Origin of the sequence: Natronolimnohabitans innermongolicus JCM 12255 (genome assembly GCF_000337215.1) — an archaeon.
GTDB classification, from domain to species: domain Archaea; phylum Halobacteriota; class Halobacteria; order Halobacteriales; family Natrialbaceae; genus Natronolimnohabitans; species Natronolimnohabitans innermongolicus.
The window spans coordinates 1-24096 of record NZ_AOHZ01000050.1 but is presented as its reverse complement, the minus strand read 5'-3'; the positions used below and the strand labels follow the sequence as shown (position 1 = coordinate 24096).

The following is a 24096-nucleotide window of genomic DNA, read 5'->3' as shown; positions in this document are numbered from 1 at the left end:
ACGGGTTTTCGCCGAGCGGTGCGCGAAGCGCACCCGAGGCGAAAAGAGGTTCGTCTGTACTGAACGCGAGTTTCACAAGAAGTTCTGAACAACGAACCCGTACACCCAACTACTGGTAGTGAACGCAAATTTCAGCGGCGAAGCCGGACGCCGGACCGTTCCGCTTGACGACTGAGCCGGGCCGAAACCTGAACTGGTTTATCCGGCGGCCCACAATCGGCGAGCGATGACAGTCGTCGCTTTCGACTTCGACGGGACGCTTTCGGACTCCGAGATGACCGTACTGCTTGGCGACCGCTGTGGCGTCGCCGACGACATGGCCGAGATCACCGAAGCCTCGATGAACGACGAGATCGACTACGCCGAGAGCCTGCGCAAGCGCGCGGCCCTGCTCGAGGGGCTCTCGGCCGCGGACGCGCAGGCCGCCTTCGACGAGGTCGAACTCCGCGAGGGCGCAGCCGACCTCATCGAGGAACTCAACGACGCCGGCGTCACGACCGCCATCCTCACCGGCGGCTTCGAGCGCGGCGTCGCCGCCGCCCTCGAGCGCGAGGGCGCGTCGGTCGACCACATCGTCTCGAACCGACTTCCGATGGACGACGAGGAAACGGAACTCACTGGCGACGTCGACGGCCCGCTCATCGAGGGCACCAAGGACGACGCCCTCGAGGATCTCGCCGACGACGTCGGCGCCGACCTCGAGGAGACGGTCGCCGTCGGCGACGGCGCGAACGACCTTCCGATGCTGCAGGTCGCCGGCCTCTCGATCGGTTTCGAGCCGAAGCCGGCCGTCGAACCCCACTGCGAGGTCGTCGTCACCTCGATGGCCGAGGCTCGCGAGGTCTTCCTCGAGGAAGGCGTGCTGCCCGAGAACTGAGCGCCGAGTGACGCGGTCGGCGCCGCTTGCCAATCCACCCGAACGATTCGGGTTCCGATCAGACACGTTAACTCCTAGAGCTTTTTTGGCATATGCCAACGGTGGGCTCTTGATCGTTCCCGTGGCCCGGGTACGTATGCGCGAGTTCGCCTTTACGATCGCCTACGAACCCGGCGCGGACCACGTGATGGACGTCTTTATCGATCATCCCGGGCTGTACGCGCGGACGGTCTCCTGTCACGCGACGACGGACACGATGTGGCGCCTCGACGAGGTCACCGGCCCGCCGGAGGCGCTCGCGGCGTACGACGACTGCCTCGAGGGGATCGAACGCTGCTCGAGTCTCCGCGGGATGGGCGGCTGTCCGGTCGACTGGACCTGCGAGACGCTCGCAGAGCGGCCCACCAGCCGGCTGGTCTACTCGCGTCAGTCGGAAGGCGACGGCTGCCGGTCGGTGCCGTATCTCGCCGCGATACACCTCGGTGACGGCGTCCTCTGCCGAGCTGAGCAACACGGCCGCGAGTACAAGTGGCGCATTTTGGCCGACGACGACGCCGCGATCAGGGAGATCTACGACGAACTCGAGGCGAACCTCCGGGACGGACTCGGCCTCGAGTTCGAACGCCTCAGCGAGCCGACCGAGTGGCCGACCGACCGCTCCGGCGGGTCGGAACTGCCCTACAAACACCGCGAGGCGCTCGAGTTGGCCGTCGAGTACGGTTACTACGACAGCCCGCGGCGGGCGTCGGTCGCGGAAATCGCCGACGCGGAAGGGATCGCGACCTCGACGCTGCAGTACCGGCTGACCCAGGCCGAATCGTGGCTCGCGACGTCGTTCGTCTCGAGTGCGACCGCGGGTCCGGTCACAGCGGCGGTTGGAACGACAGCCGACGACTGACGACCGTCTCTCTCCCGATCCGACGAACTCGGGATTCTGTATAGCACTATGTGGTTTTCGACCCTGAACGGGCCTGCACGTCCCCCGTTTTCGGATCCGTCGGTCGATCAGCGGCGGCTACTGGTTCTCGAGTCGACACGAGTTGGGATATTCCGAACCAAATTCCATCCTCGTTCGCGGGGTATCGCGACTCGAGTCCACCCATGCCAACCGACACACCCCGTACCGACGGCAGCGTCTCGAGGCGAAGCTATCTGGGAGCCAGCGGCGGCGCGTTAGCGGCGCTCTCGTTCGCCCCCGTCGGCAGCGCCACCGAGAACGGCGACGACAGCGCGCCGACTCCGGAGTCGGCCGACCGAATCCTGATCGAGAACGGAACGGTCGTGACGGTCGATCCCGACCTCGGCACGCGTTACGACGCCGACGTGCTCGTCGAGGACGGCCGGATCGAGGACGTCGGCCGCGGCCTCGACGGCGGCGACGCCGAGCGCATCGACGCCGGCGACGCGATCGTCTGTCCCGGCTTCGTCAACGCGCACATACACGCGTGGCAGGCGGGCGTCCGCGGCGTCGCCGGCGACTGGTCGTTCATGGAGTACCTCGATCTGATGCTCGGGGAGGTAAGCAGCCACTACAACCCCAACGACGCCTATCTCGGCAACCTCTTTGGCGCGCTCGAGCAACTCAACGCGGGGACGACGACGATCCTGGACTGGTTCCACATCGCCAACTCGCCGGCCCACACGAACCGCGCGGTCGACGCGCTCGAGGACGCCGGCATTCGGGCCGTCTTCGCCCACGGGCCGCCGGGCGACGACAACGAGACCTGGTGGGAAGCGAGCACGGAACCCCACCCCGACGACGTTCGACGACTCGCCGAAGAGCGGTTCCCGACCGACGACGGGTTGCTGAGACTCGCGCTCGGAATCCGCGGCCCCGATTACTCGACGGACGAAGTCGTCGAACAGGACATCGAACTCGCGCGCGAACTCGACGTGCTCGCCTCGATGCACATCGGCTCGCTCGGTCCCGGCGGCGTCGAGACCCTCGAGGAACTCGACTTGCTGGGCGACGACCTGAACTACGTCCACGGTAATCGCCTCACCGACGAGGAGTTCGACCTCATCGGCGAGAGCGGCGGCTCGGTGACGACCACGCCCGAAGTCGAGATGCAGATGGGAATGGGGATGCCCCCGCTTCGCCAGACGCTCGACGCCGACGCGATCCCATCGCTCGGCGTCGACATCGTCTCGAACGTCAGCGGCGACATGTTCACTCAGACCCGGTTCGGGCTCCAGACCCAGCGAGCGCTCGACAACCAGCCGACCGTCGAGGCGGGCGAGCAGGTCCAGGAACTCTCGCTCACCGCGGCGGAGGCCCTCGAGTTCGCCACGATCGAGGGGGCCCGTGCGCTCGGTCTCGAGGACGAAATCGGCTCGCTGACGCCGGGCAAGCGCGCGGATATCACGCTCGTTCGGGCGGACGATATCAATACGACGCCGGTTCACGACCCGGTCGAGACGGTCGTCTTCCAGGCGGGCGTCGCGAACGTCGACACGGTACTCGTCGACGGCACCGTGGTCAAACACGACGGCGAACTGCGAAACGAGGTCGCCAGAAACCGCCAGCAGCAACTCGTGCAATCCGGTCAGCGGATCCTCCGACGGAGCGGACTACTCGAGTGACGCTGGGGAACTGTCGCCCGCTCTCGAGTCCCAGACCGTCGCCGTTCGAGACCGGTCCGTAGCCGCGAATATCCGCTGTAGCGGCCGTTTTCAGCACCGAGAAGTTTTTAACTCATGTCCGAGTAAGCAGTTGTATGATGTGGCAAGATCTCGTCTTCATGCTCGGTAGCGGCCTTTCGATCGTCTTTCTCGCTCCCACGCTCCGCGACGCGACGGCGCGGGTCCCGCTCGGAACGAGTCTCCCCTCGATGGGGATCGGACTGGTCTACGGCGCGACGTTTCTCACGCTCGGAATGGGGTTCTCTGCGGCCGGATCGCTCGCGGCCGGGACCATGTGGGCGTTGATCGCCGCGGTCCGTTCGCCGACCGGCAAGCACCTCACCGGCCGTCTGCTCCGCCTCGAGAGTCCCGTCCTGTTGGCGACCGATCTGCGCCGCTGGCTCGCGAGTTTCGACGCGGCGGGTAGCGCCGACCAGTACGCCGCGTTCGACGCCGTCGCCGACCGGCAGTACGCGTCGACGACCGATCGACACGCAGACTGATACGGATTGCTGTCCCGATGTCCCGGCGCAACCGCTGCCCGGGTCGCGGGTGCGCCGGAACTGACGGACAGTAAACCGTATGAATCAGCGTTTTTTCTCGAATACGTTCCGGATCGACGCGTTCGTGTTTCGATTTCTGCTCTCGCGCCAGTACGGTGTCGTCACTCTCGCGTCGACCGCGCAAAAAATCGACCGATCCCCCGAGGCACCCACCCCAGTGGGACGGCAGTTGTACTCGAGGCGCTTACTGAGTGACCTTCGCCATCACGGTCTCGAGGGCGTCTTCCCACTGCGTGACCAGTCCGCCGATCACGGCGAGAACGGCGGGGATGAGCAGGCCGGCGTAGAGCACCGCACCCGTGGTGGCCGGACCGAACTCGAGATCGCTGGTGACCTCGCCGTCACTGTTGAAAAACTGTTCGGCGTCGAGTCCGGCGACGCTTCCGCTCGAGGTCTCGGTCCCGACGAACGACACGACGAGTTCGTCGGAGTAGGTGTGAGTCAGCAAGAACGCGGCGAGCAACGCGAACACGAGGTACGGCGGAACGACCGTGGCGCTGGCTTTCACTGCGTCGACGGCGTTGTCGGTGCCGGTGTACTTGGCAATTCCGTAGCCGGCCGCCAGCGCGCCTCCGAGCGTCAGCAGCGCCAGTACCGTCGTTGAGAGCGTGAATGGGGACGTCGCGAACGCCGCGGCGTGATTCGGCGCGTCGCCGAGCGTTGCCGGTTCGCCCTCGGCCTCGAAGCCGGTCCCGAGCGCGCTGAGGTAGCTCCAGCCGCCGGCGGTCGCGACGCCGACCATCTCCGTATCCCCCGCGGGCGTCGAATCAGCCGTCGCGATGATCGTAAACAGCAGGTGCGAGAGGTACGTCGCGATCACCGCGATCGACCCGACGACTGCGCCCTCCTTGATCGGGAGTTCGCTCGACGCGCTCTGCGTGGCCGGCTGCTGTGCCTGCGTCTGCCTCTGGGCCTGTTCCGGCTGGCTTTCCGTCTGTCCGTCTTCGTACTCGAGTTGACTGTCGTCTGCCATCGATAACAGATCAAACTACATGACATTATATGTTACGGCACAGTAGTAGAAATCAGTAATATTAGCGCTACCAAGAGTTGTTTAGCGCGCCAATGAGACGATTTTAATACGACGACTATTCGGAGAAGAGGCTCGTATGAACCGGTGCGAACGAGTCAGTTTCGGCGGGTTCGGATTCGGGTTCGGTGTCGGTAATCGTTCGCCCGGCGAGACCGTCGGAGAGCAGTTCCGACAGCGGCGGACCGACCTTCTCGGGTTCGACGAGAAAGGCGTCGTGGCCGTGGTCTGACTCGACGACGTGGTGGGCGACGTCGACGCCGGCCTCGCGACAGGCCTCGGCGAGCGCCTCGGACTGTTCGACGGTGAAGTGCCAGTCGCCGGTAAACGAGAGCAAGAGAAGCTCTCCTTCGAACGCCGCCAGCGCGTCCGAATCGGACTCGTAGCCCGCCGAGAGGTCGAAGTCGTCCATCGCGCGGGTCAGGTAGAGGTAGCTGTTGGCGTCGAATCGGTCGGTGAACTTGTCGGCCTGATAGTCGAGGTAGGACTCGACCTCGCGGTAGGGGAAAAACGCCGCGGCCGGGTCCGGCGGCTCCTCGCGGACGGTCTCGCGGCCGGCGGATCGGCGGCCGAACTTGCGGGACATCGAAGCCTTCGAGAGGTACATGATGTGTCCGATCTGGCGCGCGCGTGCGAGCCCCTCCTCCGGCTCCGGCCCGCCGTAGTAGTGGCCGTCGTTCCAGTTCGGATCGGCGGTGATCGCCCGCCGGGCGACCGTATCGAGTGCGAGACACTGCGGATCGAGTCTGGCGGCGGTCGCGACGGCCCCGGCGCGACCGACGTCGTCGGGATAGCGCCGGAGCCAGTCGAGGACGTTCATGCCGCCGACGCTGCCGCCGATGACGGCGTGGAGGCGGCCGACGCCGAGTTCGTCGAGCAGTCGCCGCTGGGCGCGCGTCCAGTCGCCGACCGTTACCGGCGGGAAGTCCGTGCCGTACGGTTCGCCTGTTTCGGGATTCTCGCTTGCCGGTCCCGTCGTGCCGTAACACGAGCCCGGGACGTTCGCACAGACGACGTAGTACTCGCTCGTGTCGATCGCCTTTCCGGGGCCGACGACGTCGCCCCACCAGGCGCGAGCCTGACCCGCGGTGTCGCCGCCGGCGTCGGGTCGCCGGGCGACGTGCGAGCTCCCGGTGAGCGCGTGACAGACGAGGACGGCGTTGTCACCCGTAAAGTCGCCGTAGGTCTCGTAGGCCACCTCTAGGGCCGGGATCGTCTCCCCCGACAGAAACTGGAACTCGCCCAGTTCGGCCGTATCCTGTGTCGTCACGTTAGACACCTCCCGAGTTGGCACTCGAGGCACCCATTGCCGTCTCGATCGCCTGTTCTACATCGGCCAGAATATCCTCGGGATCCTCGATTCCGACGGACATTCGGACGAGATCGTCGGTCACGCCCGCCTCTTCGCGTTCGGCGGAGGTAAGTTGCCCGTGAGTGGTACTCGCAGGGTGGATCACGAGCGTCTTCGCGTCGCCGATGTTGGCGAGGAACTGGGCGACCTCGACGCTCTCGCAGAAGGTCTTGCCCGCTTCGAATCCGCCCTCGAGGCCGAACGCAACCATTCCGCCGAAATCCTCGAGATAGCGCCGCGCGTTGTCGTGGGTCGGGTGCGTCTCGAGTCCCGGGTGCGTGACCCAGGCGACGTCCTCGTGGTCCGTGAGGTATTCGGCGACGATGGCGGCGTTCTCACAGTGTTTCTCGACGCGCAACGGCATCGACTCGAGTCCCTGCAGGGTTTGCCAGGCGTCGAACGGCGACTGCTGGTTGCCCAGGCTGCGCAGCGCGCGAAAGCGCGCCGCCTCGGCGAACGGTGCCTCGGGAAAGTCCCGCGAGAAGTCGACGTCGTGGTAGGCGTGGTTCGGACCGGCGATCTCGTCGTAGCCGTGCTCGCCCCACGGGAACGAGCCGCCGTCGACGAGGACGCCGCCGACGGTCGTCCCCGAGCCGTGGAGCCACTTGGTCGTCGACTCCCAGACGACGTCCGCGCCGTGTTCTAACGGGCGACAGAGCGCGGGCGTCGCGAACGTGTTGTCGACGACGAGCGGCACGCCGTTGTCGTGGGCGATCCCGGCGACGCGCTCGAAGTCGGGCGTAACGAGCGAGGGGTTACCGATCGTCTCGACGTGAACGAACGCCGTGTTCTCGTCGATCGCCTCCTCGTAGGCGTCGTACTCGAGGGTCGGCACGAACGTCGTCTCGATATCGCGACGCGAGGCCGTTTTCGAGAGGTAGGCCGTCGTCCCGCCGTAGGTGTCGGTCGAACAGACGACGTTGTCGCCCGCTTCGGCGAGGAGCAGCGTCGCCGAGTCGAGCGCGGCCATCCCGCTTCCCGTCGCGATAGCGCCCGCCCCGCCTTCGAGGGCGGCCAGCCGCTTCTCGAGCGTTCGCACGGTCGGGTTGGCGATCCGCGAGTAGATGTAGCCCTCGCCCTCGAGGGCGTAGAGATCGGCGGCGGTATCGGCGTCGTCGAAGACGTAGGAGGTGGTCTGGTAGATCGGCGGCGCCATCGCGCCCGTCTCCGGATCGGGCGATTGGCCGGCGTGGACGCTGCGTGTCCCGAGCCCGCGCTCGGAACGGTCCGAGTCGGCGGTCCGGTCGCTCGAGTCGTCGCTCATGTTTAGTATGCATACTACTGCACGTTCTTATGCGTCTCAGTAACGGCAAAAACCGCAGCCGATTCGAGCTGATTCACACACGGCGGTCGGTTCACTTCTATGTGTGGCGGTCACACATATCATTATAGCGCCCGCTGCTGTAGGTGGCGTACTCCGACCGATGTCGTCACCGCCGACGCTACTCAAAACGGCAGTGTTCACGGTTCTCGTCCCGGGAACCGTCGTCGTCGCGATCCCTCGAGCGCTGGCCCGATACGACCGGGAATCGCCGAGCCTCGACTCGCGGGCCGCTCGGCTGGTCGGGGACGTCTCGTTCGCGGTCGGCAGTCTGCTGTACCTCCACACCGCGTTCCGATTCGCGAGCGAGGGCGACGGAACGCCGGCGCCCCGCGACGAGCCGGACGATCTCGTCACCGGCGGAGTGTACAGATACACGCGAAACCCGATGTACATCGGCGTCCTGTTGTGTCTCATTGGACAGGCCGTCAGGTACCGATCGCTACACGTCTGCTGGTGGGGAGTCGTCTGCTGGCTCGGCTTTCACCGCCGAATCCTCGAGTACGAGGAGCCACACCTGCGGGAGAAACACGGCGACGCCTACGAGGAGTACTGCGAGCGCGTCCCGCGCTGGGTTCCCCGCGTCCTCGAGTATCGTAGCCACTGAAACGAGTTACACACTGATCGAAACGCCGTCCGGCGATCGGGCGTGCACTGACGTTCAGTGGCTACTACAGGCGATGGCGCCGAACGTATCCCGTCGGAAGACCCGACCGTCGAACCGGTCGATCGGGACGAGACGGACGACTTGATGGTTCCGCAGTCGAAAGTAGCGCGTGTGCACTCGAGCGACCGAGAGCGGATCCTCCTCGCTGGCGTCGTCTTCGCCGTGTTGTTCTCCCAGCTACTGCTCTATCCCGGCGTCGGCACGCTCGTCGAGACGCTGGGCGCCGCCGAGGCGTCGTCGTCGGTCGCGGCGACCGAACTCGACGCGAGTATGTGGTTTCTCGTCGCCGAGTTCGCCGCCTACGTCGCCTTCGTCGGCGTCTGGGGGCTCGCCAGCGACGTGACCGGCAAGCGCACGCCGTTTATCGTCGCCGGCGCCGTCGCCGGCGCCGCGAGTTACGCCGCGCTCGCGGCCGTGCCGTCGATCGGTTCGATTCCGTTCGAGGGCGTCCTCCTCCTGCGCGTCCTCCAGGGGGCGATGACCATCGGCGCGTTCTCGCTGACGATGACGATGCTGATGGATCTCGAGGGCGGTCACGGGCGAAACATGGGCGCCGCCGGCATCGCCATCGGTCTCGGCGCGGCCCTCGGCGCGCCGATCGGCGGCCAACTCACCGAGGTCGACCCTCTCGCGCCGCTGCTCGGCGCCGCCGCATTGCTCCTCGTCGTGGGCGCACTCGTCACCCGCGTCGAGGACCGAACGCCGACGAACAAACGAACCGCACGCGCGTTACTGCAGGGCGTCCGGAAGCGACCGACGCTGTCGATTCCCTACGCCTTCGGCTTCGTCGATCGGCTGACCGCCGGCTTCTTCGCGCTCGTCGGCACGCTGTACTTTCAGGAGACGTTCGGCGTCGGCCCCGCCCAGACCGGCCTCCTGCTGGCCTGCTTTTTCGCCCCGTTCGCCCTGTTGCAGTACCCGATGGGTGCGCTATCCGACCGGATCGGTCGGACGATTCCGATCGTGATCGGCTCGCTGTGTTACGGCCTCGGCATTCTCGCGGTCGGCGCCGCGCCGTCGGTCACGACGGCGGCAATCGCCATGATCAGCGTCGGCGTTCTCGGCGCGCTGGTCTCGCCCGCGACGATGGCGCTGGTCACCGACATCGCCGACGAGAGCGAACGCGGCGTCGCGATGGCCGGCTTCAACGTCGCCGGCAGTCTCGGCTTTCTGGGCGGCTTTCTCATCGGCGGCACCGTCGCCGGCAGTTACGGCTACGACCTCGCCTTCCTCACCGTCGGCGGACTCGAGATCCTGATCGCGCTCGTCGCTGTGCCGGCGTTCCTGCGATTCTCGATCGGCCGCGACCGGTTCACCAGCGAGGACCGCGGTCGGATCTGACCGCTCGACTCGTTATTCCGTCCGCAAACGGCCAGAAATAAGCTGGATTTTGAATGGTGTGGAATCGCATGGCAGTGTCACGATAGAGGGTATCAATTTTTATGTACTCAATTCATACCCCAAAGTGATGGCACGAGACAACCCAATCTCGCGGCGGACAGCGCTGAAGGTCACGGGTGCGGCTGCGGCAACCGCACTCGTCGCTGGCTGTTCCGACGACGACAACGGTGACGACGACAACGGCGAAGAAGAGTACGAGATGGAACCCGGAGAGGAGATCATCTTCTACGGTGACCAGAACGGCTGGGAAGGCAAAGAGCCAAGCGACATCGAGGACGTCCAGAACCCGACGCTCGTCCTCGAGGAAGGCGAAGAGTACACCATCGGCTGGGACGAGGGCGACGGTGTCGAGCACAACATCGAAATCTGGAACGATGACGACGAAGTCGTCGACGGCTACGAGACCGAACTGACCGACGACGACGAGCCCGACGACCAGATGCTCGAGATTACGGCCACCGAGGAGATGGCCGCCTACGTCTGTCAGCCCCACGACACCGCGATGTACGGTGAGATTCGCGTCGAAGAGGGCGACGGCGAAGAGAACGGCGACGAAGAAAACGGTGAGGAGAACGGCGAAGAAAACGGCGAGGAGAACGGCGAAGAAAACGGCAACGGCGACGACGAGTAACGACGTCGTAGCGTATCACCGTTTTCGTCACAGTCGGCTGACGCCGCCGTAAATTCGGCCCGTCAATCGACTTATTCGCTTCGTGCGGACAGAGATGCTCGCGATATTTTTCGCCAGGCGTGATACGGTTACTCGAGTGACGACGCCGTCAGTCCCACCACGTATAGATTTCGGTGACGTACAGATTTTCGAGTCTATCTCGAACACTTATCAGTGGTTCCGGTGTGGGTCGACTATGACCGAATCCGACCGACTGCGGCGCCGAAGGCTGCTTCGAAGCGCCGGCGTGGCGGTCGCTGGTGCGGCCGTCGCCGGCTGTCTCGACCAGCACAGCGCCGGCGACGGCGGGGACGACGACGACTCGAACGACGACAAGAGCGCGGCGGACGACCCCGACGACGACGGGACCGACGGCGAGAACGGATCCGCCGACGACTCGAACGACGACGACTCCCCGGTCGCGATCGATCCCGGCGCCCGAATCGAGTTCTACGGCGACAGCCTGGGCTGGGAGGGCGTCGAACCGGCGGCGATCGAGGGTCTCCAGAACCCGACGCTCGTCCTCGAGGCCGGCGAAACGTACGAGATCGGCTGGCACGACGGCGACATCGCACAGCACAACATCGAGATCTGGGACGCCGACGACGCCCTCGTCGAGGACTATCAGACGCGCGTCGTCGCCGAACCCGAGACGCCGCAGTTCCTCGAGATCGAAGCCACAGAGGAGATGGCCTACTACGTCTGCGAGCCCCACGACGCGGCGATGCGCGGCGAAATCGTCGTCGAGTAGTTGCGGTCTCGAGGCCGAGCGTTCGCCGATCGATTCGGCGTTCGGTCCTCCGCTTTCGACCGGCGTTCGTCCGCCTGAGACGGCATCAAAAGTACCATACCACCTCGCGACTCAGTGGACCGTATCAGGTGATTTCCGTGACCGAGAAACGCGAGTATACGGGCGACTATCCCGATAAGACGCTGTACATCCCCGGCCCGACCGAGGTGCGCGAGGACGTCATCGAGTCGATGTGCGAGCCGATGTTCGGCCACCGCATGGACCGCATGACCGACCTCTATACGACCATCGTCGAGGACACCAAGGAGTTCCTCGGGACCGACAACGAGGTCGTCATCCTCACCGGCTCGGGCACCGAGTTCATGGAGAGTTCGATCCTCAACCTCGTCGACGAGAACGTCCTCGTGACGACCTGTGGCAGCTTCAGCGAACGCCAGGCCAACGTCGCCGAACGCCTCGGCAAGTCCGTCGACACCCTCGAGTACGAGTGGGGCCAGGCGGTCAAACCCGCGGACGTCCGCGAGCGACTCGAGACGAGCGACACCGACTACGACGTCGTCACCTGCGTGATGAACGAGTCTTCGACGGGCGTCCGAAACCCGGTCGAGGAGATCGGCGACGTCGTCGCCGACTTCGAGGAGACGTACTTCGTCGTCGACGCCGTCTCCGCGCTGGGCGGCGACTACGTCGACATCGACGCCCACGGCATCGACGTTATCTTCACGTCGGTCCAGAAGGCCTTCGCCATGCCCCCCGGCCTCGCCGTCTGCGTCGTCAGCGACGACGCCTACGAGCGCGAACTCGAGTCCGAGTCGGCCTCGTGGTACGGCGGCTTCCAGCGCACCATCGACTACTACGAGCGCAAGGGCCAGACCCACTCCACGCCCGCCATTCCGGTCATGCTCGCCTACCGCACGCAGATGAAGCACATGCTCTCTGAGGGCCACGACGCCCGCGACGAGCGCCACCGCGAGATGGCCGAGTACACCCGCGAGTGGGCTCGCGAGCACTTCGACATGTTCCCCGAGGAGGGCTACGAATCCCAGACGGTCGCCTGCATCGAGAACACGCAGGGGATCGACGTCGCCGAGACCATCGAGACCGTCTCCGAAGAGTACGACATGGTCTTCTCGAACGGCTACGGCTCACAGCTCGGCGAGGAGACGTTCCGTATCGGCCACATGGGCGAACACGACCTCGAGTCCATTCGGGAGCTGACCGACGCGATCGAGGACGTCGCTGGGCTGTAGACCGACACTACCCCCCGATCGACCGTCGTCAATTTTCGTCGACAGGTTTCTCCGTGTCCTACTCTCATCGCCGCCTCCATTTTTGCCCCCGCCCTGATCTCTTGTGGCCACTGAAACGAGTTACACACTGACCGCAACGCCGCACTGCGGTCAGGTGTACAGTGACGGTCAGTGGCTACGAGACATCCTCGTTTTCGCGTCCCACGTTCCACGTCACCAGTGTCACTCCAGTCTGCCGTGGCCCGTACGGGTTCGCGCCGAGTGGCTAACGAGGCGTGAACTGACTGTACGCGGGGGAAGAGCGACCGCAGGGAGCGAATCGGTTGGGGGAGGGCGTGGTGACTTACTGTGTCTCGTGTGAGCAAGACCACTACAATCAAATCACGCACGCAGCTACGATGAACCGCAACACGTGGCTGTGATTGCCGTCTCGAGTCCGATGCATTCACTTACCCAACCCGACAGAAGGGCAACTATTATACTCCTCAGATCGGGATAGTTGGTGAATGGACGCCATCGAACGAGTGTCCACCGACGCGCCACGATCCGAGGCGGTCGCCGTTCTCATCGCAGCCCTCGTCCCACTCGTCGGCGTCTTCGCGTTCGGCTGGCACGCGGCGACGATCGTGACGATCTTTTGGTTCGAACTCGCTATCATGTGCTTTTGGGCCCTCGTCCGCGCCCTCTTTGCCGGCCGCCCGTCAGAATTCGCGCCGGAGATGCTGTTCCTCGGCGCGCTCGCTGACCGTTCCGTCGCGATTCCGATTCCGGTGATGGGACTTGAAATACGGCTTTCGACGCTCCCCGTACTGGTCGTCGCGAGCCCAGTTCTCGCGTTCGTCTGGTTCGTGGCCGGAACCGTGACCGTCGGACTCGTCGGCGACCACGTGCTCGAATCGGACGCGCTCGAAGCGGTGACGCTCGCGATCGTCGTGCTCTTTCTCGTCGAGGGCGGCCGGACGGTGCTCGACTATTTCTACCGGCAGGGGTATCGCGAACACAGCGCACAGACGGCGATACACGGCGTGTTCTGGCGCGGTGGCGTGCTCTTTTTCGTGGGGCTGTTCGGAGCACTTCTGGCTACAACGGCCGACCCCTCGGTTGCCAGCGACGAGCCCATCGCCGACGCCGACTCAACGCTTGTCAGCGGGTCGCTCCTGGTCGGCATCATCCTTCTCAAACTCGGGTTCGATCTCGCCGTCGTCTACCGTGATCGACTTCAGGCGCTCGACGAGTCGACCGACGTGGAAATCGGATTCGCGTACGAACCACCGATGCCTGCAGCCGTCGACACTTCGCTGAGCAACGACCACAAGCGCGTGCGTCCGCCGAGCAGCGGTCGACTGCTCGCGACCGCCTCGCATGCTCGCCGCCATCCGAGTGCGTGGCTCGTGGGGGCGTTTCCCGCCGTCGCCGGGCTACTGTTCGCGTTCGGCGGTGTCTGGGCGGTTTCTGTCGGACTCCTCACCCTCGCTGTCGTCGTTGTACTCCTCCTGATCCACGTCGACTACTGGCTCCGATATGCTGGCGTCGAGTACCGGACCGACGTCGACTCGATCGTCGCCTATGACCGGCTCTTTCGGACGCCCGTGTGGCGGATCGAGGCATGGGACGAAAGCGAGGTACGGATCGAACGCGACCGGATCGATAACTGGCTCGATACGTCGACCGTGGTCGTCGAACTCCCTGACAGGGAGCGTCGGCTTCCCCGGCTTCGAGACACCGATTCCGTTCTCGAGGTCTTCGATCGGCTGCCGAGACGCCGGTGATCGCTTGCGAGCAACAGGACGACCGTTCGGGAGTCAGAATGTCCTGCTAGCCGAACAGCCCACGAAGCCACTCGAGTGCGCCCGTAAGCAGGTCGGCGACCCGCCGAACTACCGACGTCACTCGGTCGAGAAGCGACCGCGCGTCGCTTCCGTGCTCGCCGCCTTCGGTCGCGCGTTCGTCGCCGACAGCCGCGCGGGCGTCGACGAGTCCGTCTCCTTCTTCGCACGTGTCGAGTACCGTCTCGGCAGTCTCGCCGAGAATGTCCCGGATCGATTCGTTTGGTCCCGGGCCGTCTTCCTCGCGCGTTTGCCAGCAAAGCGCCGCGACGCCGGCGACGAACGGCGCGGCGATGCTCGTTCCGCTGGCTTCGGCGTACTCGTTGCCGACGGTCGTCGAGGTGACGTCGGTTCCCGGCGCCAGCAGGTCGACGGCCGAGCCGACGCTGCTGTAGGACGCGAGTGTCTCGTCTTCGTTCATCGCGGTGACGGCGATCACGTCGTCGTGGGTCGCGGGATAGGTCATCGTCTCCGCGCCACAGGTGCCGTCGCCGGCGTTACCCTCGTTGCCAGCCGCGGTGACGAGGAGGTGGCCGGCGTCGTGTGCGGTCTCGATCGCCTGATCCACCGCGGAACTGGATGACTCGCCGCCGAGACTCATCGAGATGAGTTCGATATCGTTCGAGACGCACCAGTCGATCCCGGCGATCAGTTCGCTGTACCGCCCGCTTCCGTCGTCGTCGAGCACCTTCACGGCGTACAGGTCCGACGCCGGGGCGACGCCGACGACGCCGCGGTCGTTGTCCGTCGCGCCGGCGACCCCCGCGACGTGGGTCCCGTGGCCGTGGCGGTCCTCGTAGTCGCCCGCGGTTCCGTCGGCGGTGAAGTTCTGGCCGCCCTCGACCGAGAGGCTACAGTGGTCGGTCTGGATCCCCGTATCGAGGATGCCGATATCGACGCCCGATCCGTCGGGTTCGACCTCGTCGGCGCCGATTCGCTCGAGTCCCCACGAGGCTCGCTGCTCGGGGTGAGTCGAGCAGTCCGACCGATCTGGCGGCAGCAGAAAATCGAGCACCGACGGCGACCAGTCGTCGGGGATCCCCGTCTCGTCGTCGTCTTCGATGAAGGAGACGCGCCGGTCCGAACGAAGGACCGAGCGGTTCTCGGTCGGAATCTCCGCGACGACGAACTCGAAGTTGTCGTACTCGAGGAGCGTCGTTCCGCCGAGCGACTCGATGACGCTCAGGAGTTCGCCGAGCCCGTCGAGCAGGCTCGTTTGCGGGTGGACGAACACGCGTTCGGTGTCAGCGCCCGTCTCCGCCTCGGCGTCGTCGTCGGATTCCGTCGCCGAGGCGGGCGATCCAATTACTCCGGCCGCGACGCCGACGCCGACGCTCTGCAGGACCCGTCGCCGACTGAGTTGCATGCACGGTCACACGAACAAGTGCGGGATAAATCTTCCGCGCGTTCGTGACAGTCACTGAACGCAACCGGTATCGAACGCGAGTCGACGGCGTCGATACTCACGTCGCAGTTGTTGTCGAGCGTCGCGATTCGAAAATGTGCCGTCCCTCGAGCGCTCCCGAACTGCTATCGCTATTGAATGTGACCTTCTCGGCGGAGCTGGTCGGCTTCGCTCTTCTCGTAGCGCCAGGTGATATCGGCCTTCTCGTCCTGCCAGTCCCACGGCTCGACCAGAACGACGTCGTCCTCGCGGATCCAGATCCGCTTTTGCATCTTGCCGGGAATGCGCGCGGTCCGTTCCTGGCCGTCGGCACAGCGTACTTTCACCCGATTCGCCCCGAGCATGTCCGTGACGGTCGCAAAGACCTCGTCGTCCTCTGGCATTCGGAGGTTCTTCCGACCACCATCGCCGTCGTCACTCATGGGCGATAATTCACAGTCGAGGGCTTTAAACTGTTTGTTAGCCGTCGTCGGCTCAAAGAGCCACTGTGTCGTCCGCCAGGGATTCCGGGACCGAAGCCGAGTACTCGAGTCGGTCGGTGGTTCCGTCGGTCAGCCTGAGCGTCGCGTCGGTTCCGGCCGGAACGCCCTGATCGCCTCTGGCGGCGGCGATATCGACCGAAATCACCGAGCGGTCGTCGTGGTCGACGAGTCGGTCGTGTGCGCCGTCGCCGTGGCGGTGGGACGTTACGAATTCGGTCGCCGTCGGTTCGTTGCGCTCGCTGCTCCCGCCGTGCTCGAGGGCGGCTGTCGTCGTCTCGTCGACGTACTCGAAGGTGAGTTTCGAGAGATCTATAGTAGCCAGTGAAAGTCAATGCACACCCGATCGCAGGACAGCGTCGCGATCGGTGTGTAAATCGTTTCACTGGCTACTATAGTANGATCTATAGTAGCCAGTGAAAGTCAATGCACACCCGATCGCAGGACAGCGTCGCGATCGGTGTGTAAATCGTTTCACTGGCTACTATACCTCGTCGGCTCCGGCGACGAGGATCACCGTCAACTCGATCTCGTCGATCGTTCCCTCTGGCGAGACGTGACCGACCGCCTGCATGGGTCCGAGTCGGTCGACGGTTTCGTTCGCATCGTCCGCTCCGTCGTCGGATGGGTCACCGTTGTCGGTGTCCCCGCGACCGGCCGAGTCATCCACCTCGTCCGTTTCATTCTGTGAGTCTCGATCACGTCGGTCGTCGTCACCAGCCGTGGACGCGGTATCCGATCCAGTTTCGTCGGCGGCCTCGTCGCTATCGAGTTCCTGACAGCCCGCGAGACCGGCGATTCCGGACGCCGCAAGCGCCGCCGTCGTTCGGAGGTAGCTCCGCCGACAGACCGAGCGCGAGTTTCCAGCAGTCATCGTTCGTTCCCATCCAGAAGGGCGTTGATCAACGCACCGACCGTTCTCATCGGCTGTCCCGCGAGACGATCGCGTTCACCGTCCCGTACCCGAAACCCGGAAACCACGCCGTTTATTTCCCTCCGCTGGACAGTCGTGAGTATGTTTCAGAATCTGGGTCCGCTGGGTATCGTCGGGTTCGTGATCGTTCTCGCCGGAATTGCGTTGATCGCCTACCAGAACCTCTTGATCGCCGCCGGCATGGCGATGATCCTCGCTGGACTCGGCCTCGTCGTCAAGGCGCTGATCACGGGCGTCATGCAGAGCTTCGGAATGTACTGATTCCGCTCGGCTCGACGGGCCGGCGATAGCGTTCCCAAACGATCTATCCGTTCGTCGACTCGACACGTCCCCGGGATCTGCGCTCCATTACTCTGTCGTCGTTCTGGTCTGTATCTCCGCGAGCATCGGTCTCGGAGCAGGTATCGGCCACGCGACGACGGTCGTACTCGAGCTCTCGATTCTCGTCCTCGGACTCGTCGCCAGCGGCGGTCTCGCTCGCGCCCCGTTCGTCAACGGTCCTGTCGACGAGCCCTCGGAACTGACCGAGGAGGTCGACCTCGAGGCGGTGCCCTGGGTGCTGTTTGCTGTTGCCTGTTGACTTCGCGGACTACGCACCGATCGAACGCGGACTCCTCAGACCTCGTTGTCGCCAGCCCGGTGTTCGCTGATGAGCTGGTCGACCATCGCCGCCTTGCGGTCGCGTTCGCGTTCGGTGGCGCGGTCGTGCCAGTCGTCGATGACGGCCTCGACGTCGTCCTCGCGGGCGACGGCGAGTTCGTCGACTTCCTGCATGGCGACGTCGTCGGCCGGCCCGACCGGAATCTCGGCGTCGAAGAGGATCTCGTCGGCGATTTCGGAAAGCCCGCCGTCTTTCAAGATCACGCGCGGCTCGAACTCGGCGAGCAGTTCGGCCGTCGACCGTCCGGCGCCGCTGGCGTCGCGGAGGTAGACGACGTCGTCGACGGCGATGCCGTACTGCTCGTCGGCCTCGCGGATCGCGCCCTTCGTGAACTTCTCGACGACCTTGACCGGGACGAGTCCCTCCTTTTTCGCCGAGACGTCGCTGAAGTTCGAGTGATCGAGCTTCCAGAGCGCCTTCATCCGCTCGACTTTCGACTCGAGCGTCTCGACCTCCTCGCGGGCCTCGTCGCGTTCGCGCTCGAGTCGGTTCGCCTTCCGCTCGAGTCGGTTCACCTCGCGGTCCTTGCGGACCTGGGTTCGCTCCTCGCGGCGGGCGAGGCTGAGTTCGGACTCGAGTTCGTCGATTCGTTCGTCGCGGTCTTCGATGCGGCCCTCGAGGGTCTCGACGTGGGACTGGAGTCGCTCGACCTGTCGCTCGAGGGACTTGATCCGCTTTTCTTCCGCGGTGAGTTCGCGGGGCTCGTGTTCGGTCGACTCCGTTTCGCCGTCGTCGTCGTCCTCCAGGTCTCGAAGGACGGCCTCGACGCTTTCCTCGTTGGCGACGACGCGGGCGATCACCTCGCCGCGGTCGACGCCCGGCGGGAGTTTGTCGGCGATGCGTTCGAACTGATCCTCGTGGGCGTCGAACGCGTAGAGGGCGGCGGCCATCGCGTCGCGCTGGTGGTCGTCGTCGTAGGGCTCCTCGCGCGTGCGGTGTTGCTTCTCGTCGATCGGCAGATCGCGCTCGGGCGTCCAGCCCGCGGCGTCGAAGCTCCGGCGGAATTTTTCGACCGTTTCGGGGATCGGCGTCACGTCGGCCGCGACGACGATCGGTCGGCCGCGCTCGACGATCCACTCGATCACGTCCGCGGTGTCGCTCATGCGCGAACTCCAGACGTCTAACACCTCGCCTTCGAGCGAGACGATGGCGGCCGCGGTGGTCGTTCCGGGATCGATCCCGACGAGGACGTGATCGCGGCGTTTGGCGAGCGGACGGAACTCGATTCCGTCCCGGCGTTCGCGTTCGATTTCGACGCGGACGTCGCCGGACCGGTTCCGCGAGACGGGGATCTCGCTCGGCTTCGCCTCGACGGTGAAGACGGCGTTGGCGAAGCCGCCGTAGGCCTCCCGGACCTCGCGGTCGTACTCGAGGTTTTCGGCCTCGAGTTCGGATTCGACCTCGCGGGCGCGCTTTTTGACGGAGCCGTGAATGCGACGGGTGTAGCGGTCCTCGCTCCAGCCGCCGCTACCGGTCGAACGACCCCGCGAGACCTTCAGTTCCGTCGTATCGGTAAAGGCAGACACCTCGTGGCCGACGCTGTGGGCGGCCAGTCGAGCCGCGGCTTCGGCCTCCTGCATGGGGTCTTTGCCGTAGGGGATGCCGTGGCGTTTCGCGACTCTCGAGAGGGGCTCGGGCTGTTCGGCGCCGGTCACCTGAACGAGCTTCGTGCCGGTCGGGAGCGAGCCCAGAAAGTGGATGAGCTGATCCTTGTCGGCGGCCAGCTCGTACATATTGTCCGTCGCGACGATCGCCGGCTCCTCGTCGTCGATCAGCCGTCGGAGTTTGCGGTGGGTGACGACGTCCCGATCCACGTCGTCGCCGTCGTAGACCGCCAGCGCGTACGACGGCGCGTCGCCGCGTACGTCACCGCTTTGAACGTCGACTCCGAAGACGACTGCATCGAGCGCACTGGTTCGCGTGCTCACGGGGGCCCATAGGGGCGAGCCAGTGATAAATCCGACGCGGGATGGGGGGTCGTCGTCGGTGGCCGGGATCCACACCACAGCGCAACGCATCCGCTCTCGTCGGCGCCGGACGACATTGCGTGCGATGGATCTCGCGTCTCGGTGGCTACTATAAAGTGTTCGCGACGTCTGTCAACGATATGGACGATCGACCGCCACGAGACGACGACGCAGAGCCCGGAACCGGAACCGAGACCGAACCCGAAACCGAGGCGGAAACGGAACCGCACGCGGAGGGACCGGCCGAACCGACACCGGACTCGAGCGAACGGGCCAGCGAAGACGTCCCGTCGGACGCTCGAGGAGCCACCGAGACGCCGGACCGCTTGCGTCGAGACGGTCCGAGCGACGAGTCGGTCGGGGCGCTCGTCCAGCAGCCGATCGTCAAGTCGTGGACGACGTATCTGACGCTGCTGTTCGGACTCGCCGGAGCGGGATTCGGACTCTTCGGGATCCTCGTCGACGCCTTCGACGAACCGATCGTCGACGGCGGACCGGCCGGCTTCGGCGCGGCGTTTTCGATTCCGCTGACGGTCACGCCGTATCTCGGTATCCTGCTCGCCGTCGTCGTCGGCGCCGGTCTCGGCTGGGGGCTGTCGCGGGACCGATCGACGACCTACACCGTCGCCGGCGTCGGCGCCGGCGTCGCGACGGCCGCCTTCTGGCTGGTCGCGGCGCTGTTCGGCTCGGTGCCGCTCGAGGCCTCCCTCGAGGTCGGCGGCCTGCTCGTCAACGCGATCGTCGCCGGATTCACCGCCGGAGTCGTCGCCGTCGGCGGCGTCTGGGTGACACGAACGCGAGCCCCGGTCGGGCTCCTCGAGTCGCGCGGCGAGCGGCGGTGACCGGCGATAATCCAGCCCGACGTCCCGGCGCTCGAGGCGACGGCGCGTGTGCTCCGCCCCAACCCCTTTCCCGCCGCCGACTGCATATCGGGTATGCCGGGAACGTACCGATGCGAGTCCTGTAGCGCCCACTTCAAGGGCTCCCGAATGCAGTGTGGCGTCTGCGGGACGGCTGGCACCGAGACCGACCGGGAGACGTGTTTGAGCTGTGGCGTGAGCCTGACCGACTCGAAACACCAGCAGTGTCCGCGGTGTGGTTCGACCGAGGTCGAGCGACTCGAGCGTGGCTAGACGCTGGGATCGTCCTCGTCGGTCGCCGTCTGTCCTTCGATGTCGGCGCCGCCGACGGTGACGAACCGAACCTGCGTCTCGGTGTCGGTCGCCGTGTGGTCGTCGATCCGTTCCTCGAGCGTCGCGACGAGTTCTGCGTCGTAGCCGTCCGGCGGGCCGCCGATCTCGATAACGACGGAATCGATCTGCTGGGTCGCGTCGAGCGAGGAGTCGAGCGGCAGTCCCTCTTCGCGGACGACGACTTCGAGTTCGAGCAGCGATAGATCGTCGTACTCGGCGAGAGCGGCTTCGGCCTCCTCGTTCGCCGTGCCCTCGAACTCCGAGACCTGATACGAGGAGTACGTCACGCCGGTCAGGAACAGCGAGAGCAGGAGGATGACGCCGACGAAGACGGCAGCCTGCTTGAAAAACTGCCGGTTGGCCGTCGATACTTCGAACCAGCTGTTGGGACGATATCCCATGTATCGCAGTGTCAACAAACCGGCGAGGTTGACGCCGAGGAGATTTATCAGCACGAGAACGGTCGAGCCGAGTGCGGCGACGGGAAGCCCGTAGGCGAGAGCGATGCCGGCCGCCGCCATCGGCGGGACGAGCGCCGCGGCGATCATGACGCCGACGATCGCGATCGAGAAGCCGGTCGCGAGACTGAGGATGCCCGCGGCGCCGGCGCCGAGGGCCACGGGCAACAGGAGGAGTTCCGGCGCGATCCGCTCGGCGATTTCGTCGATCTGCGTGATCTCGGCGCCCGGCGGGACGAGAAACAGCGCCTGAAACATCCACGCGACGATCGCGGCGACGACGATCCCGCCGAAGACGCCGGTAAACTGGTACCGAAGGCCGGTCATGAACATCTCGCGATCGTTGACGACCGTGCCGATGGACGCGCTCAGGGCGGGTCCGATCAACGGCGCGATGACCATCGATCCGACGACGACGGCCGGCGAGTCGAGCATCAGGCCGACGGTGGCGACGATCGCGCTGATCAGCGTCATCGCAAAGAACACGCTGAACGTCGGCGTCAGCTCGTCGGCTCTGGTCAGCAACTCCTGTCTCGAGATCTGTTCTTCCTCGACGGACTCGGTCGCGTGCTCGTCCTGTAGCTGCTCGAACTTCCGGGAGATTACCGTCTCGGCATCCACGACGACGGTGTAGGACTGTTCGTCGAGTCCGGCGTCCTGTAGCGAGTCGAGAACGGGTTCGACGGCGTTCGTCGGGACCGGAAAGGTGACGATGGCGTCGTACTCCCGATTGCTGCTCTCCTCGGTCACGACGTAGTCGATCCCCTCGTCGTCTAGCAGGTCGAGCACCGTCTCCCGCTTGCCGATCGGGACCGTGACCTGGATGTGACGCATCCCGTAGAACTCATCGTCGGGACCAAAAGTCGCTGGGGCGGAACCTGCCGGTTCGACGGCGTCTCCCGGCTCAGTCGTCTGCGTTCGTGTCGTCGTCGGCGTCCGGATACGGAATCTCGAGGTCAGTTCCGTCTTCGGGAATCACCAGTTCGCCGTCGAACACCGCCTGCGCCTGGGACTCGTGATCGTCGGTGTGCCCGGCGTACCTCGAGGAGATGTGGACGAGGGCGAGTCGGTCCGCCGCGGCGCGGTTGGCGATTTCGGCGGCCTGTCGCGCCGTCGAGTGGGCCGTCTTCGCCGCGCGGTCGGCCCGATCGTCTGCGAACGTCGCGTCGTGAATCAGCAGGTCGGGCTCGTTGGCGACCTCGATCGCGGCCGCCGTTGGCCGCGTGTCGCCGGTGTAGACGATCGAGCGACCGGGGCGGGGGTCGCCGACGACCTGGTCCGGCTCGACGACGGTGCCGTCCTCGAGTTCGACGGGCTCGCCCGCGTGCAGTTTCGAGAACTTCGGCCCCACCGGAACCCCCAGCTCTTCGGCGCGCTCGCGGTCGAACCGTCCCTTGCGTTCGTCTTCGACCAGGGCGTAGCCGACCGATCGGGTGTCGTGGTCGGTGGCGAACGCCCGGACCTCGTACTCGTCTGCGCGATAGGCGACGTCGCCGTCGCCGACCTCGCTGATCCGCACCGGAAACGAGGGGCGGTTGCCGAGGGCGTTGACCAACCCCTTCAGTTGACGTCGCGTTCCGGCGGGCGTGTGGATGGCGAGCGGGGCTTCGCGGTCGTTGAAGTCCATCGTCTGGAGCAGTCCCGGAATCCCGAGGACGTGGTCGCCGTGAAGGTGCGTGACGAACAGGTGTGAGACCGAAAAGCCGGTCCCGTAGCGCATCATCTGGCGCTGGGTTCCCTCGCCGGCGTCGAACAGCAACTCGTCGCCCGCTCGAGCGACGAAGATCGCGCTCGGATTCCGCTCGGTCGTCGGAATCGCCCCGGCCGTCCCCAGAAACGTCACGCGCAGTGGCATCGGTGCTTCCTCTGTCTGCCGGCACTAAACCCTCTTCGGATGGGACGCGTGCCCCACCGTGACGACGCCGGTTCTCGTCGGCTGGGAGCGTCCGGTCGATGCAGCCGAGTGAGACCGAGCACGCGAACGGTCGGGCAATCGGTGGCACCGTTTCGTATCTCCTGCCCACCGAGTCGAACGACAATTTGGGGCTCGAGACCGTCGTTACCAGCACTATTTCGGCCGATGAACGATTCCGAACGATGGCGACTCGAGCGAATCGATCGCAACTCTGTCCACGCCGTGCGAACGAACTCAGCGTTTTAGGTTGTTCGAACACCTAGAGGCGATCGTACTCCCCCAATGAGTTCGAGAGTGACGTTCGGAACGATCAAACGCGTCGTCGCGATCCTGATCGCGATCGTGATCGTCCTCGCAGCGGGAATTATCGTCGGACAGGCCCCGGCGCTGTTCGGCGTCGAGGACGATCCCGCGGCGTCGATCGAGTTCGACGATCAGGACGGCGACGGAGAGTCGATCGTCATCGACGAGGTCAGCCTCTCGGACGGCGGCTTCATCGTCGTCACCGACGGCGCCGACGCCCCCATCGCTGTCTCAGACTACCTCGGGTCGGGTACCCACGAAAACGTGACCGTCGAGCGCGACGAAGACGCCGACGAAGAACTCGTCGGACGGCTCACCGCAACGGTTCACCAGGATACCACCGACGACGAGACCTACGCCTACGACGACACCGACGGCGAGGAAGACCGGCCCTACCTCGAGGACGGCTTCCCCGTTTCGGACACCGCGACGGTGACGACCACGGACGACGG

General features: G+C 65.3%; 24 protein-coding genes. 14 read left to right on the top strand and 10 right to left on the bottom strand.

The genetic code is table 11. The features are described from left to right. Positions 1-226: 226 nt before the first annotated feature. The 4 genes from serB (at position 227) to C493_RS11080 (ending at position 4002) form a co-directional block, all read left to right on the top strand. Positions 227-877: a phosphoserine phosphatase SerB gene (gene serB, locus C493_RS11095; protein WP_007259526.1), complete on the top strand. Its 651-nt coding sequence runs from the start codon at positions 227-229 to the stop codon at positions 875-877. Between the two features lie 136 nt (positions 878-1013). Further along, entirely contained in the window at positions 1014-1775 is a 762-nt protein-coding gene (locus C493_RS11090; RefSeq protein WP_007259525.1) for a helix-turn-helix domain-containing protein, read from the top strand. Positions 1776-1978: 203 nt separating this feature from the next. After that, a complete protein-coding gene (locus tag C493_RS11085) occupies positions 1979-3460 on the top strand; it encodes an amidohydrolase family protein (RefSeq protein ID WP_007259524.1) in 1482 nt (493 codons plus the stop codon). A gap of 134 nt (positions 3461-3594) precedes the next feature. Further along, entirely contained in the window at positions 3595-4002 is a 408-nt protein-coding gene (locus C493_RS11080) for a hypothetical protein (RefSeq protein WP_007259523.1), read from the top strand. 244 nt (positions 4003-4246) lie between these two features. Here the strand turns inward: C493_RS11080 and C493_RS11075 are convergent, their stop codons facing one another. The 3 genes from C493_RS11075 to C493_RS11065 form a co-directional block, all read right to left on the bottom strand. After that, positions 4247-5035, bottom strand: coding sequence for a hypothetical protein (locus tag C493_RS11075; RefSeq protein ID WP_007259522.1), 789 nt, complete (start codon positions 5033-5035; stop codon positions 4247-4249). 115 nt (positions 5036-5150) lie between these two features. Then, positions 5151-6362, bottom strand: a complete 1212-nt coding sequence (gene metX / locus C493_RS11070; RefSeq protein WP_049889311.1) for a homoserine O-acetyltransferase MetX — start codon at positions 6360-6362, stop codon at positions 5151-5153. A gap of 1 nt (position 6363) precedes the next feature. After that, positions 6364-7707 (bottom strand): O-acetylhomoserine aminocarboxypropyltransferase/cysteine synthase family protein, encoded by a 1344-nt coding sequence (locus C493_RS11065; RefSeq protein WP_007259520.1) that lies wholly within the window; start codon positions 7705-7707, stop codon positions 6364-6366. A gap of 160 nt (positions 7708-7867) precedes the next feature. Here C493_RS11065 and C493_RS11060 point away from each other — a divergent pair, with 160 nt between their 5' ends. The 6 genes from C493_RS11060 (at position 7868) to C493_RS11035 (ending at position 14272) form a co-directional block, all read left to right on the top strand. Next, positions 7868-8371, top strand: a complete 504-nt coding sequence (locus tag C493_RS11060) for a methyltransferase family protein (RefSeq protein ID WP_007259519.1) — start codon at positions 7868-7870, stop codon at positions 8369-8371. A gap of 171 nt (positions 8372-8542) precedes the next feature. Further along, positions 8543-9772: an MFS transporter gene (locus C493_RS11055; protein ID WP_007259518.1), complete on the top strand. Its 1230-nt coding sequence runs from the start codon at positions 8543-8545 to the stop codon at positions 9770-9772. A gap of 127 nt (positions 9773-9899) precedes the next feature. Beyond that, complete coding sequence (locus C493_RS11050) at positions 9900-10463, top strand: plastocyanin/azurin family copper-binding protein (protein WP_007259517.1); 564 nt, start codon at positions 9900-9902, stop codon at positions 10461-10463. Between the two features lie 235 nt (positions 10464-10698). Further along, positions 10699-11253: a cupredoxin domain-containing protein gene (locus C493_RS11045; protein WP_007259516.1), complete on the top strand. Its 555-nt coding sequence runs from the start codon at positions 10699-10701 to the stop codon at positions 11251-11253. Between the two features lie 137 nt (positions 11254-11390). Then, positions 11391-12503, top strand: a complete 1113-nt coding sequence (locus C493_RS11040; protein WP_007259515.1) for a pyridoxal-phosphate-dependent aminotransferase family protein — start codon at positions 11391-11393, stop codon at positions 12501-12503. Between the two features lie 506 nt (positions 12504-13009). Beyond that, a complete protein-coding gene (locus C493_RS11035; RefSeq protein ID WP_007259514.1) occupies positions 13010-14272 on the top strand; it encodes a DUF6498-containing protein in 1263 nt (420 codons plus the stop codon). A gap of 46 nt (positions 14273-14318) precedes the next feature. On the opposite strand, the gene C493_RS11030 is transcribed toward C493_RS11035, so the two are convergent. From C493_RS11030 to C493_RS11015, 4 genes are all read right to left on the bottom strand, one after another. Next, positions 14319-15695 (bottom strand): S8 family peptidase, encoded by a 1377-nt coding sequence (locus C493_RS11030; RefSeq protein WP_007259513.1) that lies wholly within the window; start codon positions 15693-15695, stop codon positions 14319-14321. A gap of 170 nt (positions 15696-15865) precedes the next feature. Next, positions 15866-16156, bottom strand: a complete 291-nt coding sequence (gene eif1A, locus C493_RS11025; RefSeq protein ID WP_007259512.1) for a translation initiation factor eIF-1A — start codon at positions 16154-16156, stop codon at positions 15866-15868. Positions 16157-16208: 52 nt separating this feature from the next. Next, positions 16209-16361 carry a hypothetical protein gene (locus C493_RS23040; RefSeq protein ID WP_161606893.1) on the bottom strand — a complete coding sequence of 51 codons (153 nt, stop codon included), beginning with the start codon at positions 16359-16361 and terminating at the stop codon, positions 16209-16211. 336 nt (positions 16362-16697) lie between these two features. Then, positions 16698-17087 (bottom strand): hypothetical protein, encoded by a 390-nt coding sequence (locus C493_RS11015; protein ID WP_007259511.1) that lies wholly within the window; start codon positions 17085-17087, stop codon positions 16698-16700. Between the two features lie 141 nt (positions 17088-17228). Between C493_RS11015 and C493_RS11010 the strand changes: the two genes are divergently transcribed. Continuing rightward, positions 17229-17408, top strand: coding sequence for a DUF7470 family protein (locus C493_RS11010; protein ID WP_007259510.1), 180 nt, complete (start codon positions 17229-17231; stop codon positions 17406-17408). A gap of 354 nt (positions 17409-17762) precedes the next feature. On the opposite strand, the gene C493_RS11005 is transcribed toward C493_RS11010, so the two are convergent. Continuing rightward, positions 17763-19736: a DUF460 domain-containing protein gene (locus C493_RS11005; protein WP_007259509.1), complete on the bottom strand. Its 1974-nt coding sequence runs from the start codon at positions 19734-19736 to the stop codon at positions 17763-17765. Between the two features lie 179 nt (positions 19737-19915). Between C493_RS11005 and C493_RS11000 the strand changes: the two genes are divergently transcribed. Both C493_RS11000 and C493_RS10995 read left to right on the top strand, forming a co-directional pair. Beyond that, a complete protein-coding gene (locus C493_RS11000; RefSeq protein WP_007259508.1) occupies positions 19916-20617 on the top strand; it encodes a hypothetical protein in 702 nt (233 codons plus the stop codon). 93 nt (positions 20618-20710) lie between these two features. Beyond that, positions 20711-20908 (top strand): hypothetical protein, encoded by a 198-nt coding sequence (locus C493_RS10995; protein WP_007259507.1) that lies wholly within the window; start codon positions 20711-20713, stop codon positions 20906-20908. Here C493_RS10995 and C493_RS10990 read toward each other — a convergent pair. Both C493_RS10990 and rnz read right to left on the bottom strand, forming a co-directional pair. Then, positions 20905-22260 carry a TIGR00341 family protein gene (locus tag C493_RS10990; RefSeq protein ID WP_007259506.1) on the bottom strand — a complete coding sequence of 452 codons (1356 nt, stop codon included), beginning with the start codon at positions 22258-22260 and terminating at the stop codon, positions 20905-20907. The genes C493_RS10995 and C493_RS10990 overlap by 4 nt on opposite strands. 70 nt (positions 22261-22330) lie before the next feature. Beyond that, complete coding sequence (gene rnz, locus C493_RS10985) at positions 22331-23281, bottom strand: ribonuclease Z (protein ID WP_049889309.1); 951 nt, start codon at positions 23279-23281, stop codon at positions 22331-22333. Between the two features lie 342 nt (positions 23282-23623). Between rnz and C493_RS10975 the strand changes: the two genes are divergently transcribed. Beyond that, the coding region (locus C493_RS10975; RefSeq protein WP_449289426.1) for a DUF7282 domain-containing protein at positions 23624-24096 on the top strand (473 nt) is incomplete at its 3' end.

Excerpts from the sequence above, each read along its gene's own strand:
- serB (WP_007259526.1), top strand. The coding sequence starts at position 227 with ATGACAGTCGTCGCTTTCGACTTCGACGGGACGCTTTCGGACTCCGAG.
- C493_RS11090 (WP_007259525.1), top strand. The coding sequence starts at position 1,014 with ATGCGCGAGTTCGCCTTTACGATCGCCTACGAACCCGGCGCGGACCAC.
- C493_RS11085 (WP_007259524.1), top strand. The coding sequence starts at position 1,979 with ATGCCAACCGACACACCCCGTACCGACGGCAGCGTCTCGAGGCGAAGC.
- C493_RS11080 (WP_007259523.1), top strand. The coding sequence starts at position 3,595 with ATGATGTGGCAAGATCTCGTCTTCATGCTCGGTAGCGGCCTTTCGATC.
- C493_RS11075 (WP_007259522.1), bottom strand. The coding sequence starts at position 5,035 with ATGGCAGACGACAGTCAACTCGAGTACGAAGACGGACAGACGGAAAGC.
- C493_RS11065 (WP_007259520.1), bottom strand. The coding sequence starts at position 7,707 with ATGAGCGACGACTCGAGCGACCGGACCGCCGACTCGGACCGTTCCGAG.
- C493_RS11060 (WP_007259519.1), top strand. The coding sequence starts at position 7,868 with ATGTCGTCACCGCCGACGCTACTCAAAACGGCAGTGTTCACGGTTCTC.
- C493_RS11050 (WP_007259517.1), top strand. The coding sequence starts at position 9,900 with ATGGCACGAGACAACCCAATCTCGCGGCGGACAGCGCTGAAGGTCACG.
- C493_RS11045 (WP_007259516.1), top strand. The coding sequence starts at position 10,699 with ATGACCGAATCCGACCGACTGCGGCGCCGAAGGCTGCTTCGAAGCGCC.
- C493_RS11035 (WP_007259514.1), top strand. The coding sequence starts at position 13,010 with ATGGACGCCATCGAACGAGTGTCCACCGACGCGCCACGATCCGAGGCG.
- C493_RS11030 (WP_007259513.1), bottom strand. The coding sequence starts at position 15,695 with ATGCAACTCAGTCGGCGACGGGTCCTGCAGAGCGTCGGCGTCGGCGTC.
- eif1A (WP_007259512.1), bottom strand. The coding sequence starts at position 16,156 with ATGAGTGACGACGGCGATGGTGGTCGGAAGAACCTCCGAATGCCAGAG.
- C493_RS11015 (WP_007259511.1), bottom strand. The coding sequence starts at position 17,087 with ATGACTGCTGGAAACTCGCGCTCGGTCTGTCGGCGGAGCTACCTCCGA.
- C493_RS11010 (WP_007259510.1), top strand. The coding sequence starts at position 17,229 with ATGTTTCAGAATCTGGGTCCGCTGGGTATCGTCGGGTTCGTGATCGTT.
- C493_RS11000 (WP_007259508.1), top strand. The coding sequence starts at position 19,916 with ATGGACGATCGACCGCCACGAGACGACGACGCAGAGCCCGGAACCGGA.
- C493_RS10995 (WP_007259507.1), top strand. The coding sequence starts at position 20,711 with ATGCCGGGAACGTACCGATGCGAGTCCTGTAGCGCCCACTTCAAGGGC.
- C493_RS10990 (WP_007259506.1), bottom strand. The coding sequence starts at position 22,260 with ATGCGTCACATCCAGGTCACGGTCCCGATCGGCAAGCGGGAGACGGTG.
- rnz (WP_049889309.1), bottom strand. The coding sequence starts at position 23,281 with ATGCCACTGCGCGTGACGTTTCTGGGGACGGCCGGGGCGATTCCGACG.